The sequence below is a fragment of the Arthrobacter sp. NPDC058097 genome (assembly GCF_042884885.1).
In the GTDB taxonomy this organism is placed as follows: domain Bacteria; phylum Actinomycetota; class Actinomycetes; order Actinomycetales; family Micrococcaceae; genus Arthrobacter.
Map to the genome: position 1 here is coordinate 175,004 of NZ_JBHVSZ010000005.1, position 14,795 is coordinate 189,798.

Annotated in this window: 13 protein-coding genes and 2 riboswitches; of the genes, 10 read left to right on the forward strand and 3 right to left on the reverse strand. The window is 67.6% G+C overall.

The annotated features are described in order from the left end of the window. Positions 1-41 precede the first annotated feature (41 nt). The 4 genes from ACFVTE_RS10705 (at position 42) to ACFVTE_RS10720 (ending at position 4,553) form a co-directional block, all read left to right on the forward strand. Positions 42-1,247, forward strand: coding sequence for a glycine C-acetyltransferase (locus tag ACFVTE_RS10705; protein ID WP_387100102.1), 1,206 nt, complete (start codon positions 42-44; stop codon positions 1,245-1,247). Between the two features lie 36 nt (positions 1,248-1,283). Continuing rightward, the gene (locus ACFVTE_RS10710) at positions 1,284-2,432 is read left to right on the forward strand and encodes an NAD(P)/FAD-dependent oxidoreductase (protein WP_387100105.1); all 1,149 of its coding nucleotides are present in this window, start codon (positions 1,284-1,286) and stop codon (positions 2,430-2,432) included. Positions 2,433-2,443: 11 nt separating this feature from the next. After that, on the forward strand, positions 2,444-3,655 hold the full coding sequence (locus ACFVTE_RS10715) for an amidohydrolase family protein (protein ID WP_387100108.1): 1,212 nt from the start codon (positions 2,444-2,446) through the stop codon (positions 3,653-3,655). A gap of 109 nt (positions 3,656-3,764) precedes the next feature. Continuing rightward, entirely contained in the window at positions 3,765-4,553 is a 789-nt protein-coding gene (locus ACFVTE_RS10720) for a DeoR/GlpR family DNA-binding transcription regulator (RefSeq protein WP_387100110.1), read from the forward strand. Positions 4,554-4,581: 28 nt separating this feature from the next. Here ACFVTE_RS10720 and ACFVTE_RS10725 read toward each other — a convergent pair whose 3' ends face one another. After that, positions 4,582-5,262, reverse strand: coding sequence for a histidine phosphatase family protein (locus ACFVTE_RS10725; protein WP_387100113.1), 681 nt, complete (start codon positions 5,260-5,262; stop codon positions 4,582-4,584). An 87-nt stretch (positions 5,263-5,349) separates the two neighbouring features. Between ACFVTE_RS10725 and ACFVTE_RS10730 the strand changes: the two genes are divergently transcribed. Next, positions 5,350-6,129 carry a CPBP family intramembrane glutamic endopeptidase gene (locus ACFVTE_RS10730; protein WP_387100116.1) on the forward strand — a complete coding sequence of 260 codons (780 nt, stop codon included), beginning with the start codon at positions 5,350-5,352 and terminating at the stop codon, positions 6,127-6,129. 88 nt (positions 6,130-6,217) lie between these two features. Here ACFVTE_RS10730 and ACFVTE_RS10735 read toward each other — a convergent pair whose 3' ends face one another. Continuing rightward, on the reverse strand, positions 6,218-6,856 hold the full coding sequence (locus tag ACFVTE_RS10735) for a VOC family protein (RefSeq protein WP_387100119.1): 639 nt from the start codon (positions 6,854-6,856) through the stop codon (positions 6,218-6,220). A gap of 128 nt (positions 6,857-6,984) precedes the next feature. Beyond that, positions 6,985-7,101, forward strand: a riboswitch (SAM riboswitch). Between the two features lie 41 nt (positions 7,102-7,142). Here ACFVTE_RS10735 and ACFVTE_RS10740 point away from each other — a divergent pair. The 4 genes from ACFVTE_RS10740 (at position 7,143) to ACFVTE_RS10755 (ending at position 12,725) form a co-directional block, all read left to right on the forward strand. Beyond that, positions 7,143-8,459, forward strand: a complete 1,317-nt coding sequence (locus tag ACFVTE_RS10740) for a bifunctional o-acetylhomoserine/o-acetylserine sulfhydrylase (protein WP_387100122.1) — start codon at positions 7,143-7,145, stop codon at positions 8,457-8,459. 104 nt (positions 8,460-8,563) lie between these two features. After that, a riboswitch (SAM riboswitch) is annotated at positions 8,564-8,679 on the forward strand. Between the two features lie 12 nt (positions 8,680-8,691). Beyond that, positions 8,692-9,873, forward strand: coding sequence for a homoserine O-acetyltransferase (locus ACFVTE_RS10745; RefSeq protein WP_387100125.1), 1,182 nt, complete (start codon positions 8,692-8,694; stop codon positions 9,871-9,873). Between the two features lie 214 nt (positions 9,874-10,087). Further along, positions 10,088-11,470 carry an MFS transporter gene (locus ACFVTE_RS10750; protein ID WP_387100128.1) on the forward strand — a complete coding sequence of 461 codons (1,383 nt, stop codon included), beginning with the start codon at positions 10,088-10,090 and terminating at the stop codon, positions 11,468-11,470. A gap of 106 nt (positions 11,471-11,576) precedes the next feature. Continuing rightward, entirely contained in the window at positions 11,577-12,725 is a 1,149-nt protein-coding gene (locus tag ACFVTE_RS10755; protein ID WP_387100131.1) for an alcohol dehydrogenase catalytic domain-containing protein, read from the forward strand. A gap of 103 nt (positions 12,726-12,828) precedes the next feature. Here ACFVTE_RS10755 and ACFVTE_RS10760 read toward each other — a convergent pair whose 3' ends face one another. Next, entirely contained in the window at positions 12,829-13,731 is a 903-nt protein-coding gene (locus ACFVTE_RS10760; protein ID WP_387100518.1) for a LysR family transcriptional regulator, read from the reverse strand. A gap of 144 nt (positions 13,732-13,875) precedes the next feature. Between ACFVTE_RS10760 and mmsB the strand changes: the two genes are divergently transcribed. Beyond that, the gene (gene mmsB, locus ACFVTE_RS10765; RefSeq protein ID WP_387100134.1) at positions 13,876-14,778 is read left to right on the forward strand and encodes a 3-hydroxyisobutyrate dehydrogenase; all 903 of its coding nucleotides are present in this window, start codon (positions 13,876-13,878) and stop codon (positions 14,776-14,778) included. Positions 14,779-14,795 lie beyond the last annotated feature (17 nt).

Here is a 14,795-nt window from a genome sequence, read left to right on the forward strand (position 1 = left end):
TCCACAGTTTCTGACAGTTTCCCAGCCGAGGAGAACCCGCCATGTACTCAGCCATCAAAGACCAGCTCGCTGCCGAGCTGGACGACATCCGCACCGCAGGCCTCTACAAGACCGAACGGCACATCGACTCCGCCCAGGCCAGCCACATCACGGCCGGGCAGATCGGGGAGTCCGGCTCGCCCGTCCTGAACTTCTGCGCCAACAACTACCTGGGCCTGGCCGACCACCCCGAGATCATCGCGGCGGCCAAGGCCGCCATGGACGAGCGCGGCTTCGGCATGGCCAGCGTCCGGTTCATCTGCGGCACCCAGGACCTCCACCTCGAACTCGAAGCCAGGGTCTCAAAGTTCCTCGGCACGGAGGACACCATCCTGTTCTCCAGCTGCTTCGACGCCAACGGCGGTGTGTTCGAATCACTCTTCGGGCCGGAGGACGCCATCATCTCCGACGCCCTGAACCACGCCTCCATCATTGACGGCATCCGGCTCTGCAAGGCGCAGCGGTTCCGGTACGCCAACCAGGACATGGCCGACCTGGAGGCGAAGCTCGTGGAGGCCAAGGACGCCCGGCGGAAGATCATCGTCACCGACGGCGTCTTCTCCATGGACGGCTACCTTGCCCCGCTGGAGGCCATCTGCGACCTCGCCGAGAAGCACGACGCCCTGGTGATGGTGGATGACTCCCACGCGGTCGGGTTCATGGGAGCCACCGGTGCCGGGACCCCCGAACACGCCGGGGTTGCCCACCGTGTAGATATCTTCACCGGCACCTTCGGGAAGGCGCTTGGCGGTGCTTCCGGCGGCTACGTGTCCGGCCGCGGCGAAGTGGTGGCCATGCTCCGGCAGAAGGCCCGCCCCTACCTCTTCTCCAACTCCCTGGCGCCAGCCATCGTAGCGGCCACCATCAAGGCACTGGATCTGGTGCAGACCTCCGGGGAGCTGCGGGCCGGCCTCTTCCGGAACGCAGAGCTGTTCCGCCGCCGGATGACCGAGGAAGGCTTCGAGCTGCTCGAGGGCGAACACGCCATTGTGCCGGTCATGTTCGGCGACGCCGTGCTGGCGGCAAAGGTGGCTGACCAGATGCTCCAGCACGGGGTCTACGTCACGGCCTTCAGCTTCCCTGTAGTGCCGCGCGGCGCTGCCCGCATCCGCGTCCAGCTGTCCGCGGCACACAGCGCCGACGACGTCGAGACCTGCGTCCAGGCGTTCGTCAAGAGCCGGGACGCGGTGGCTGCGCAGGCATCGTGACTGCGCAGGTTCCGGGCATCTGTAAAGATTGAGCCCATGGCATCAACCTATGACGTAGTCATTGTGGGCGGCGGGATTGCCGGGCTGTCCTTGGCGTCTGCGCTGGCCGGCAAATGCACCGTGGCCCTCGTGGAGGCGGAGCAGCAGCTGGCGTACCACACATCCTCGCGTTCGGCCCGGCAGCTGATACCCAGTTACGGCCCGCCGGTGGTGCAGGAACTGACCGTCCGCACCCTGGAACTGATCGCGGCGGACGACGCCGGACAGTCCCGGCCCGTGCTGTCGCCGCGGAGCTTTCTGCTCATCGGAGATGACGAAACCGTGCGCGCCGAGGCCAGCGGCGAGATGCGCCTGATCAGCCATGACGAAGCGCTCGGGTTGTGCCCGGCTTTGAAGCCCGAATCCTTCTCCGCAGCCGGCCTGGACACCGGGTCCTTCGGGTGCGACGCCCCGGCGCTGCTGGAAAGGCACCGGGCGCGTGCCGCGGCAGCCGGCGTGGACATCGTCACCGGCGCCCGCGTCCACTCGGCCCAGCGGCTGGGATCAGGCTGGGAGGTCGGCGCCGGGCAGGAAGGCTTCTCCGCCGGCGTGCTGGTCAACGCGGCCGGCGCCTGGGCAGACGAGCTGGCGGTGCTGAGCGGCGTCGAGAAGATCGGCCTGCAGCCGTACCGGCGCACGGCAGCGATTGTCGGCGTCGGCCATCCGCTGCCGGAAGGCAGCCCCATGGTGGCCGCCGCCGACGACTCCTTCTACTTCCGCAAGGAAGGCGGCGACGTGCTGATCTCGCCGTCGGAACACGTGGCCAGCCCGGCGGAGGACGCGCGTCCCCGTCCCGGGGACGTGGAGCGGCTCATCTCCCGGCTCAACTCCCTGACGACGCTGGGGATCGGAACCGTCCGGACGGCCTGGACCGGCCTGCGCACCGAGGCGGCCGACGGCGTCCCGGTAGTGGGGTTCGACGCCGAGGCCCGCGGGTTCTACTGGCTCGCCGGCCAGGGCGGCTACGGTTTCCAGACGTCGTCCGGCATCGCTGAACTGGCCGCGGCCCAGATCCTGGCGGGCCCGAACGGCCGTGACGCACAGAGTGCCGGACATGCGGGCGGTGTGGGGCAAGACAGCGGCGCCGGTCCGGTATCCCGGACGGCGGATGCGCTGGCTGCCACGCGCTGGTCCATCCGGCACTGAAGAATGGATCCATGAGCACGCTGATCACCAACATTGCCGAACTGATGACCCAGGACGCGGAGCACCGTGTCCTCAAAGACGCGGCAGTGGTGATCGAGGGGGAACGGGTCTCCTGGATCGGCCGGGCAACGGATGCCCCGGCCGCCGATGACGCCGTGGATGCGGGCGGCCGGGCCCTGCTGCCCGGCTGGGTGGACTCCCACACGCACCTGATCTTCGCCGGCGACCGGACGGCTGAGTTCGAGGCCCGGATGGCAGGGGAGGAGTACAGCGCCGGCGGCATCGCGGTCACTACCGAGGCCACCCGGAACACAAGCGACTACGACCTTACGCGGCTGGCGCAGGGCCGTATTGCCGAGGCCGTGTCGCAGGGCACGACGTACCTGGAGACGAAGACCGGCTACGGCCTGGACATCGAGCAGGAGGCCCGGAGCGCCCGCATCGCCTCGACGGTGGCGGACGAGGTCACCTATCTGGGTGCACACCTGGTGCCGGCAGGCGTGGATCCGGACGAGTACACCAAACTCGCCTGCGGCCCGATGCTGGACGCTGTGCTTCCGTACGCCCGCTGGGCGGACGTGTTCTGCGAAAAGGGTGCCTTTACGGAGGAGCAGTCGCGCGCGGTGCTGCAGGCCAGCCGCGACGCCGGACTGGGCCTGAGGGTCCACGGCAACCAGCTGGGCCACGGCGCCGGTGTCCGCCTCGCGGTGGAGTTCGGCGCGGCGAGCGTGGACCACGTCAACTATCTTTCCGGGCAGGACATCGCCGATCTCGCCGCCACATGGTCCGGCTGGGACGCCGCCGCCGGAACGGGCACGCGGGGAACCGTGGCCACCTGCCTGCCGGCCTGCGATCTGTCCACCCGCCAGCCTCTGGCGCCCGGCCGGAAGCTCCTGGATGCGGGCGTGCCCGTCGCGCTCGCGTCCAACTGCAATCCCGGCACGTCCTACACGAGTTCCATGGCGTACTGCGTCACCACCGCCGTCCTGCAGATGGGCCTGAGCGTCCACGAGGCCGTCCGGGCGGCGACGTACGGCGGTGCCCTGGCGCTGCGGCGCGAGTCCGGGAACGACGTCGACGGCGAACGGGCGGTGGGCTCCATCGCCGTCGGCCACCGGGCAGACCTGCACGTCCTCAACGCCCCGTCCGCCACCCACCTGGCGTACCGGCCCGGCATGCCGCTCACGCACGCCGTTTGGCGCGCGGGGGTGCGTGCACGGTAGTGTCAGGCGGGGTCACCGGCCGTGCAAGGTGACGCAAAATGATCATTAGGGGTCTGATAGAATCAAAATCCGTCATTTTTCGTGACGTTTTAGGATTGAAAGGCCCTGCATGACCCGCACCGACCGACTGACGGCCATCCTGGATCTCCTTGCCGAGGCCGGCCAGGTGGAGGTCGAGGAAATCGTCACCCGGCTCGGCGTGTCACCGGCAACCGCCCGGCGCGACCTGGACAGCCTGGCCAAGCGGCGGCTCCTGACGCGGACCCGTGGCGGCGCTACCACCGGCGCCCTGGCCTACGACCTTCCCGGCAGGTACAACAGGGACGACCACGCCGTGGCCAAGCAGGAGATCGCCCTCGCCGCCTCGGCGCTCATCGCCCCGGGCATGGTGATCGGGCTGTGCGGCGGCACCACGAGCACCGCCCTGGCGCAGATCCTGGCTACCCGCGAGGACCTCAACTCGCCGTCGAACCAGCCCACCCTCACGGTGGTTACCAACGCCATCAACATCGCCTCGCAGCTTGCCGTCCGGCCCAACATCAAGGTGATGGTGACCGGCGGCATCCTCAATACCCGGTCCTATGAGCTTGTGGGCCCGTACACGGACATCATCATGCAGAAGGTGGTGCTGGACATCGCCTTCATCGGGGTCAACGGGGTCGATGCCGAAGTGGGGCCCACCAACACCGGCGAGGCGGAGGCGACAGTCAATGCCCTGCTGGCCAGCCGCGCCAGCGTCTCCTACGTGATCGCGGACTCCTCGAAGGTGGGCCGCAGGGCGTTCGCCACCATGGACGGCTACAACTTCACCCGGCTCATCACCGACTCGGGCATTTCCGCCGCGGACAAGGCCGCGTTCGAAGCGCGCGGCACCGAAGTGATCGTGGCCGGCCCGTAACGCAAGGCGAGAACGAGGACAGCGCCGCCTAGAAGATCACCGGCGGGGCGTCCAGGACGGTTTCGTCCATCCTGCGGTCCACCCACTGGGTGAAGGGCGTGTCGAGGTCGTATTTGCCCTGGCTGTTTTGAACCAGCATGCGGATCTCGGCGTTTTCCGGATTGTTCAGCGACTCGAAGTACTCCACCGACCAGTGGAACCACCGCATGCAGAACAGGCGCATGGTCAGGCCGTGCGTCACCAGCAGGGCGTTGGGGGAGTAGTCCGGCTTGGACCAGTGCCGGTACAGGGTTTCCATGAAGGAGGAGATCCGGTCGTAGACGTCGGAGCCCGACTCGCCCTCCCGGAAGCGGTAGAAAAAATGGCCGTAGGCGTTGCGGAGTTCCTTCTGGTCCTCGATGTCGCCGGAAAGCTGGAAGTTGGCCCAGTCCTGCTCGCGCAGCCGCGGCTCCTCGATCACCCGCTCCGTCAGCGAGCCAAGATTCAGCGCCTCGAGCGTCTGGTAGGCGCGCAGGTACGGAGACACGTAAACGCTCACCTGCTGGCCATCCAGCTCGCGGCGGATGCGCTCCCCGGCGGCCTTCGCCTGCTCCAGCCCCAGCTCCGTCAGCGGAATCCGGTAGTCGGGCACCCTGTTGTAGATGGAGGTGTCCGCGTTGGCTGCGGACTGGCCGTGCCGGATCATGATGATTTTCCCGGGAGCGCTCATAGTTCCCCAGCATAGGGTCAGCCCGCGGCCGGACAGGAACCGGCGGGCTGACAGGAAAGTACCAGCAGGTACAGGCAAGATAGGAATATGTTGGTTCCCTCCCGCCGTCGGCTGCGGTTCGAAGTATGGATTGTCCTTGGCTTGTCGCTGGGGCAGTCCGCCGTCTACTCCGTGGTGCAGCTGCTGGACAAGATGACCCAGGCGCCGCTGGCGCAGGGGACGTCCACGCTGAACAGGTCGCAAAGCACCCGCGAGTATTTCGACCTGACCTACCAGCTCCTGGACATCATCTTCGCCCTGGTGCCGGTCCTACTGGTGATCTACTTCCTGACCGACCAGCGCGAGTCGAAGTCCGGGGCCGGGCATGACTCCGGCTCCGCGTTCCGGAAACTGGGATTCAACTTCGCCCGGCCTGGCAAGGACCTGCTGCAGGGGCTCGGCTTGGCCGCCCTGATCGGCATTCCGTCGCTCGGCCTCTACGCCGCGGGGCGTGCCCTGGGCATTACGACGGCGATCATCCCCAGCGGACTCGACGCCTACTGGTGGACCGTGCCCGTGCTGGTCCTGTCCGCGGTGCGCCATGCGATCGTGGAGGAAGTCATCGTGGTGGGCTACCTGCTGGACCGGTTCGGCAAGTTCGGCTGGTCGATGCCTCTGGCGATCTTTGTGTCCTCGATGCTCCGGGGCAGCTACCACCTGTACCAGGGGTTCGGCCCGTTCATTGGAAACGCCATCATGGGCATCGTTTTTGCGTGGGTCTACACCAGAACCCGCCGGGTGATGCCGCTCGTGATCGCGCACGCGCTGCTGGACATCGTGGCGTTCGTGGGATTCAGCCTGTTCGGCAAGGCCGTCGGCCTGGGCTAACTGCAGTTCTTAAAAATGATTCGGCCGCCATCGGCGGGTGACGTCGTTGGCACCCGCTGATGGCGGCCGAAGAGAAGGGCGGAGAGCGTCAGATGGTGACGGCGCCCGCAGCGGTTTCGAACGTGACGGAGAGGATCCCCGGCGTACCGTGCGGGGCCACCCAGTTCACCGCGACATCCTCCAGCGGCCGTTCAACCGGCTCGCCGAGCCACTCGGTCACGCGCTCGGCAGAGCCCGCGATGGTGAGGCTGGACATCTTCACATTGCTGTCATAGGCGTTGGACGGGTGCAGGTCCGGATCGCCCTCCCACTTCAGCATGTACGGAACCTGGGGGTCCGCGATCAGGCCCAGGATGCCGATCTGCTTCCAGACCAGCTCCCGGCCGTCGGGGAACTTACGGTTGCCGTTCACGGCAGAGCGGCCAAGCCGCTCCTCGAAGGGGGCGAGGTCGTCAACTTCGACGCACCAGCCCATCCAGCCGCCGCCCGCCGCGGACCGGGCCCGGACGGCCTGGCCGAACGGTGCCTTGTCCGATGCCGGGTGGTCCAGGACCTCAACGACCTCAAGGTACTTGTGGCCGGCCAGCGGAATAATCATGTTCCGGGTCCCAAACCGGGGGTGCACTCCGCCCTTTACGGCTTCGACGCCGAGGGCAGAGGAGATACGTTCGGTGGTGGCCGCGAGGCCATCGTGTTCACAGGCGTAAGAGACGTGATCCATGCGCATGCCCTCATCTTGGCACTTTGTGACGGGGCTCTCAGCTTAGGGTTGCCTAACATTGCGAAAAGTCCATACTTTGACGAAATTCGTCACAAAGCTGTCGGCATAACAGGGCCATTCCTACACTGGTCGCAGGTCATGAGTGCCAGCGAAGAAGGCCCCGGCTCGCTGGCCGGCAACCCTCCACCGCGGCGGGGTGCCCCGGGTGAAGACCTGGTTGCGCGGCGCCCGCCGTGCGGCAAGCGCGGGCCTGTGCCGGACCAGCACATGCCCCTTGAGCAGAGGAGCCTGCATGTCCGACGCATGGTCATTCGAAACCCGCCAGATCCACGCCGGCCAGGTGCCGGACAATGCCACCGGCGCCCGGTCGCTGCCGATCTACCAGACGACGTCGTTCGTCTTCCCCAGCGCCGAAAGTGCGGCGGACCGCTTCGCGCTCGCCGAGATCGCGCCCATTTACACCCGGATCGGCAACCCGACCCAGGACGCCGTTGAGCAGCGGATCGCCAGCCTGGAGGGTGGGCTTGCCGCGCTGCTCCTGAGCTCCGGCCAGGCCGCAGAAACGTACGCCATCCTGAACATTGCCGAGGCCGGCGACCACGTGGTGGCCAGCCCCAGCCTCTACGGCGGCACCTACAACCTGCTGGCGCACACCCTGAAGAAGTTCGGCATATCAGTCACCTTCGTGGCCGACCCTGACAACCTGGAGCAGTGGCGCGACGCTGTGCAGCCGAACACCAAGCTCTTCTTTGCCGAGGTGGTTTCCAACCCGCGGCAGGACGTCCTGGACATCGAAGGTGTCGCCGGGACTGCGCACGAGGCCGGCGTGCCGCTCATCGTGGACAACACGCTGTCCACGCCGTACCTCATCAGGCCGCTCGAGTGGGGCGCGGACATCGTGGTGCACTCGGCCACCAAATACCTGGGCGGCCACGGCGCCGCCATTGCCGGTGTCATCGTGGATTCAGGCAACTTCGACTTCGGTGCGGACCCGGAGCGCTTCCCGGGCTTCAATACGCCGGACCCCACCTACAACGGCCTGGTCTACGCCCGCGACCTCGGCGCAGGCGGGGCTCTGGGAGCCAACCTGTCCTACATTCTCAAGGCCCGGGTCCAGCTCCTCCGCGACCTGGGGTCCGCGGTGTCCCCGTTCAATGCCTTCCTCATCGCGCAGGGCCTGGAAACACTGAGCCTGCGGGTGGAGCGCCACGTGGCCAACGCGGTGGCCGTCGCCGGTTGGCTGGAAGCCCGGGACGATGTGGAGTCAGTGGCGTACGCCGGACTGCCGTCCAGCCCGTGGTACGAGCGGGGCCTGAAGTACGGGCCCAAGGGCACCGGCGCGGTGGTGTCCTTCACCGTCGCCGGCGGCGCCGAGGCAGGCAAGCGCTTCGTGGATGCCCTGGAACTGCACTCGCACGTGGCGAACATCGGTGACGTCCGCTCCCTCGTTATCCATCCGGCGTCGACCACGCACAGCCAGCTGACCCCGGAACAGCAGAGCGTGGCCGGGGTGGCCCCCGGCCTGGTCCGGCTGTCGGTGGGCCTTGAGCACATCGACGACATCCTGGCTGACCTCGACGCCGGATTCCGGGCGGCGAAAGGCGCCTGATCCGGCCGTTGCTGGTGGTCCTCCCGGCGCGCGGATCGGCCGGGAGTCACACAGCCGTCACATTCTTCGCGCAGATGTCCGCCTGTTTCGTAAACTGGGCAACAGGTCATGAGTGCCAGCGACAGCCCCGGCTTGCTGGCCGGCAACCCTCCTTTCGCGGTGGGGTGCCCCGGGTGAAGACCTGGCCTGCCGGACAGCTGCCGGCGGGCAAGCGCGTAGAAGAGGTTTACCCATGACGATTTCTGTCAGCAGCACCGACGTCCCCGCCGCCGAAGTTCCGGAGGGGACGGCAGTTCCCGATGGCCGCACTCTTCCTGACGGCCGTGCATTTCCCGACGGCACCGTCCAGTACCTCAACATCGGCAGCCTCGAGCTCGAGGCCGGAGGCTTCCTGCCGGACGTGACCCTGGCCTACGAAACCTGGGGAACGCTCAATGAGGACGGCTCCAACGCGATCCTCGTTCAGCATGCCCTCACCGGCAGCACCCACGTGACGCGGGGTGCCGGTGACGAGGAAGGCTGGTGGGAACAGCTCGCCGGGCCGGGCGCGCCGGCGGACACGGACAGGTTCTTTGTCATTTCCATCAACATCCTGGGCGGCTGTTACGGGTCCACGGGACCGTCGTCGACCGCTCCGGACGGCAAGCCGTGGGGCTCACGCTTTCCGCTGGTGACGCTTCGGGACTCGACTGTTGCCGAGGCGAGGCTCGCGGACCGGCTCGGCATCGGCAGCTGGCACGCCGTGGTTGGCGGGTCCATGGGCGGGGCACGCGCGCTCGAATGGGCAGTGACTTTCCCGGAGCGCGTGCGCCGCTGCGGTGTCATCTCCGTTGGCGCCAGGAGCACCGCTGAACAAATCGCCTTCGCGCAGGCACAGACCCTTGCCATCCGGCAGGACCGCCACTTCAACGGCGGTGACTACTACGGCGGCCCGGAACCGGCGGAGGGCCTGGCGCTCGCCCGGCGGATTGCCCACATCACCTACCGGTCGGCCTTCGAGCTCGATTTCCGGTTCGGCAGGAACGCCCAGGCCCCTGAAGAGCCGCTGCAGGCCGATGCCCTGGCGGGCCGCGGCCGGTACCAGGTGGAGAGCTACCTCGACCACCAGGGCAACAAGCTGGTCCGGCGCTTCGACGCCAACAGCTACATCGCCCTGACGGAAGCGCTCATGAGCCATGACGTCACCCGCGGGCGGGGGACGCTGAAGGAAGCCCTGGCCCGGGTCACGGCCGACGTGTTCGTGGCCGCCGTGGAGACGGACCGGCTGTACTTTCCCTCGCAGTCGCTGGAACTCGCCGAGGCCCTGCCCGGGAACGTGGACGTGCACATGATCGATTCGCCGATCGGCCACGACGGTTTCCTCACGGAGATCGGGCAGCTGAATGCCCAGCTCAGGGAACACTTCCGCAACTGATTCGGGACCGGTCCGCCCGGCCCGAGCCGACCGTATCGTGGCAACGCCACCGGTGGATGTGTGCATTTATGCAGATGCGCCCTGCACTATTTGGCGTTGAGCTTGCGTCATTGGCAGACCATACTCGTTGAATCCGGCGTTCGTGGTGCGCATCACACCAGTTCGCCCCCGACTGGTCCCCGTGGTGTCGAGGAAGACGCCGAAGGAGTTCGCAATGAGTACGGAAAGCTCCGCCGCAAGGCGTGCAGAAGAAACCGACGTCAAGGCCTCAGGCCTCAAGAAAGTTGTCACGGCGTCCATGGCCGGCACGGTCGTGGAGTGGTATGAGTTCTTCCTCTACGCCTCGGCTGCCACCCTGGTCTTCGGCAAGACCTTCTTCCCCAACGCCGGCACCGAGCTGGACGGCATCATCGCCGCCTTCCTCACGTACGCCGTCGGCTTCGTTGCCCGCCCGATCGGCGGCATCGTCTTCGGCCACTTCGGCGACAAGTTCGGGCGCAAGCAACTGCTGCAGCTGAGCATCATCCTGGTGGGTGTTTCCACCTTCCTCATGGGCTGCCTTCCGACGTTCCAGCAGATCGGCTACTGGGCGCCCGCGCTCCTGGTCTTCCTGCGGTTTGCCCAGGGCTTCGCAGTCGGCGGCGAATGGGGCGGGGCGGTCCTCCTCGTGGCCGAGCACAGCCCCAGCAAGTCCCGCGGCTTCTGGGCCAGCTGGCCGCAGTCCGCCGTGCCCATGGGCAACCTGCTGGCCACGGCCGTGCTGTTCATCCTGTCCTCCACGCTGACGCAGGAAGCGTTCCTCGGCTGGGGCTGGCGCGTGGCGTTCTGGCTCTCCGCGGTGATCGTCCTGATCGGCTACTACATCCGCACCAAGGTCAACGACGCCCCGATCTTCCTCGAAGCCCGCAAAGAGGTCGAGGCCGGGCACAAGGGCTACGGCGTTGCCGAGGTGTTCAAGCGCTACCCGCGCGGCGTCTTCACGGCCATGGGCCTGCGCTTCGCCGAGAACATCCTCTACTACCTCGTGGTGACGTTCTCCATCACCTACCTCAAGACCGTGGTCCAGGCCGACACGACCCGGATCCTGCTCCTGCTGCTGTTCGCCCATGCCGTGCACTTCGCCGCCGTTCCGCTGGTCGGCAAGCTGTCTGACCGGTTCGGCCGCAAGCCCGTCTACATGGCCGGCGCCATCCTGGGCGCCACCTGGGGCTTCTTCGCCTTCCCGATGATGGACACCAAGAACGACCTGGTCATCCTGGCTTCCATCATGATCGGCCTGCTGTTCCACGCACTGATGTACGCCGGCCAGCCCGCGATCATGGCGGAAATGTTCCCCACCCGGATGCGCTACTCCGGCGTCTCGCTGGGCTACCAGGTGACCTCCATCGTCGCCGGTTCGCTGGCCCCGATCATCGCCGCGTCGCTCCTGGCCACCTACAAGTCCTCCGTTCCGGTGGCCATCTACCTGCTGATCGCCTGCGCCATCACCGCCGTCGCGGTGTTCTTCCTGAAGGAAACCCGCGGCGTCTCGCTCCACGACGTGGATGCGGCCGATGCCCAGGGCACTGCCGACCTGCTGGCCGCGGGCAAGAAGTAGACCCGGCCGGCTTCAGCCCTGACCCCAGCGAGCATTCAGCAGCTGCCCGGACCCGCCACCCACGCGGGGCCGGGCAGTTGCCCGTTCACCGAGACCAAGGATTCCCATGAAAGCAGCAGTCCTCTACGCTACGGTCCCCAACACCGAAACCGCGGCCGGAGCTCCCTCACAGAAGCCCAGCTACACCGACGCCCGGCCCCTCGTCGTGCAGGAACTGGAGCGGCCGCAGCCCCGCGCCGGCGAGCTTGGTATTGCCATCACCTACTCCAGCCTGTGCCATTCCGACTTGTCCGTGGTGGACGGTTCGCGGGTCCGGCCACTACCGATGGCGCTGGGCCACGAGGCGGTGGGGCGGGTCGTGTCGCTCGGCGACGGCGTCTCCGATGTGTCCGTGGGTGACCACGTGGTGCTGGTCTTCGTGCCGAGCTGCGGGGACTGCCGCGCCTGCCGGTCGGGCCGTCCTGCGCTGTGCCACCGGGCGGCCGAGGTTAACGGCTCGGGCGACCTGCTGCACGGTGAGGCGCTGCTGCGGACGCCGGCGGGGGAGCGGATCAACCACCACCTGGGCGTCTCGGCCTTCGCCGACTACGCCGTGGTGGCCCGGGAATCGGTGGTGGTGATTGACGACGACGTCCCGGACACTGTGGCGGCGATGTTCGGTTGCGCTGTGCTCACCGGCATGGGCGCCGTGCTGAACACCGCCGCTGTCGCGGCAGGCCAGTCGGTGGCCGTCTTCGGGCTCGGGGCAGTGGGGCTTTCCGCCGTCATGGCCGCCTCCCTCGCCGGGGCCGCCAGCGTGATCGCCATCGACCCCAATCCTGGCAAACACCAGCTCGCCCTCGACTGCGGCGCCAGCGCGGTGGGGACGCCCGAGGACGCGGCCGGTCTCATCAAGGAAGCCGCCGGCGACGGCGTGGACGTGGCCATCGAAGCCGTCGGCTCGGCCGGGGTGATCGCCGCCTGCCTGGGACACGTCACCCGGGGCGGCGCCGTCGTCTCGGTCGGCCTGCCCCACCCGTCAGCAGAGCTGACGGTGCCGGCGCTGCAGTTTGCCGGAGCCGGCAAGCGCCTGCTGGGTTCGTACATGGGCGACGCCGTTCCCGCACGTGACATCCCGTTCTACCTCGGCTACTGGCGCGAGGGCAGGCTGCCCGTGGAACTGCTGCACACCGACACCAGGCCGCTTGCCGAGATCAACGAGGGACTGGATGCGCTCGCGGCCGGACAGGTGGTGCGGCGGCTGTTCCAGGCCTGAGCCCGGAGGGACAGGGCCCGACGGCGGGCGCTCGCCTGCCTGGGGAACAGCCCGGCGGGCGTCCGGGCGCCTGGCGGGTGTCCGGGCGCTGCACGGCCGGGCATCAGCCCGCCAGCATGGCTGCCCGGGCCTTCACTTCCTCCTTGAGCGACGCGATGACGGCCTGCACCGGGGCCGAGCGGAGGGACTCCGGCCGGGCCACCGCCCAGATGGGCAGCTGGCGCTCGAAGTCGTCGGCGAGCACGGGAACAAAGTCCGGCTGCCCGGCCACCATGAAGTTAGGTAGCAGACCGATGCCTGCGCCCTGCCGGACGGCCTCCACCTGGGCGAACACGCTTGTGGCCTGGAAACTTGAGCTGGGCATCGGCAGCTCGGAGGACCAGCGGTGCCCCAGCTCCGCCACCTGGAGCGCAGACTCAACGTAAGAGACAAAGCCGTGCTGCCCCACGTCGTCGAGCTTTTCCGGCAGTCCGTGTTCCGCGGCGTAGCCGGAGCTGGCGTAGAGGCGCAGGTAGTAGTTGCTCAGGAAGATGGTCTGGGCGTTGCTGACGTCGGTCCGGCCCACCACGATTTCCAGGTCCACGCCGGACCTGTTCTGGCTGACCTTCCGGGTGGCGCTCAGCATCTCGACGTTCAGCTGCGGGTTCTGCTGCTGCAGCCGGACCAGCGCAGGCGTGACGAACACCGCCCCAACCCCGTCGGTCGTCGCGACGCGCACCAGCCCGGCCAGGGCGCTCCGGTCCTGGCTGATGAGGCCGGAGAGTGATCCGAGCGTGCTCTCGATGGCCTCCGCCGCCTCCACTGCCGAGGCGCCGAGCTGGGTCAGTTCCCAGCCGTGCGGGCTGCGTTCCAGGGTCCGCCCGCCCAGCTGCTTGTCTAGGGCGAGGATCCGGCGGGAGATGGTGGTGTGGGTGGTGCCCAGCGTTTCCGCTACCGCATTGAATCTGCCCAGGCGCGCCACTGTCAGCAGGATCAGCAGGTCGTCAGGGCTCGGAAGCCGCCTCAGGTCCACCGCGGGCCTTTCGTTCTGTGTGCATCAGTGCACATGCCGTCTGTAATTTTTCCCCTTGATTGCACTCTAGCAGGATGTGATTGTGGACACAGACCTTCCGGCCCCGGCGGCCGGATCCGTAGCAAAGGAGCTCATGAAATGGCAGTAATCGGCTGGATCGGCCTCGGAAACATGGGCGGCTTCATGTCCGCAAATCTGGCGAAGGCCGGGCACGATGTCCGGGGCTTTGACCTCAACCCTGCGGCACTTGCCGCCGCCGAGGAGGCTGGTGTGAAGCCGGCCGGCAGCATTGCCGAGGCCGTCGACGGCGCGGACGTGGTGTTCACCATGCTGCCCAAGGGTGAGCACGCCCGCGCGGTGTACCTCGGTGAGGACGGCGTGCTGGCACACGCAGACACCCGCACGCTGCTCGTGGACTCCTCCACGATCGACATCGCGTCCGCCCAGGAACTGCACGACGCCGCCGCTGCCGCCGGCTTCCGTTTCGTGGATGCCCCGGTCTCCGGCGGCATGAGCGGGGCCAAGGCCGGATCGCTGACCTTTATGGCGGGCGGCGAGGAGGGTGCGGTCGCCGACGCCACCGGCTACATCGGCCCGATGGCGGCCAACATCATCCCCACCGGCGGTGCCACCACCGGGCAGGCAGCGAAGATCTGCAACAACCTCATGCTCTTCATCAACCTGGCGTCCACCGCGGAGGGTGCCGTCCTGGCCGACCGGCTGGGCCTGGACAAGCAGGTTTTCTGGGACATCGCCTCCGTTTCTTCCGGCGACTCGTGGGCGCTGCGGACCTGGTACCCGGTGCCCGGCGTGGTCTCCACCGCCGCCTCCAACAACGACTTCGCCCCCACTTTCACCACCGAACTGGCCAACAAGGACATCGGCCTGGCCATCAGTGCGGCCGAGGACACCGGCACGCCGCTCGAGATCGGCAAGCACGTCCAGAAGCTGTTCCAGCAGCTCATCGACGCCGGCGAGGCGGGCAAGGACTGCTCGATGATCATCAAGCTCGCCGACGGCTCGCTGCCCTCCGCGAAGTAGCCCGGCTCTTCCGGCAC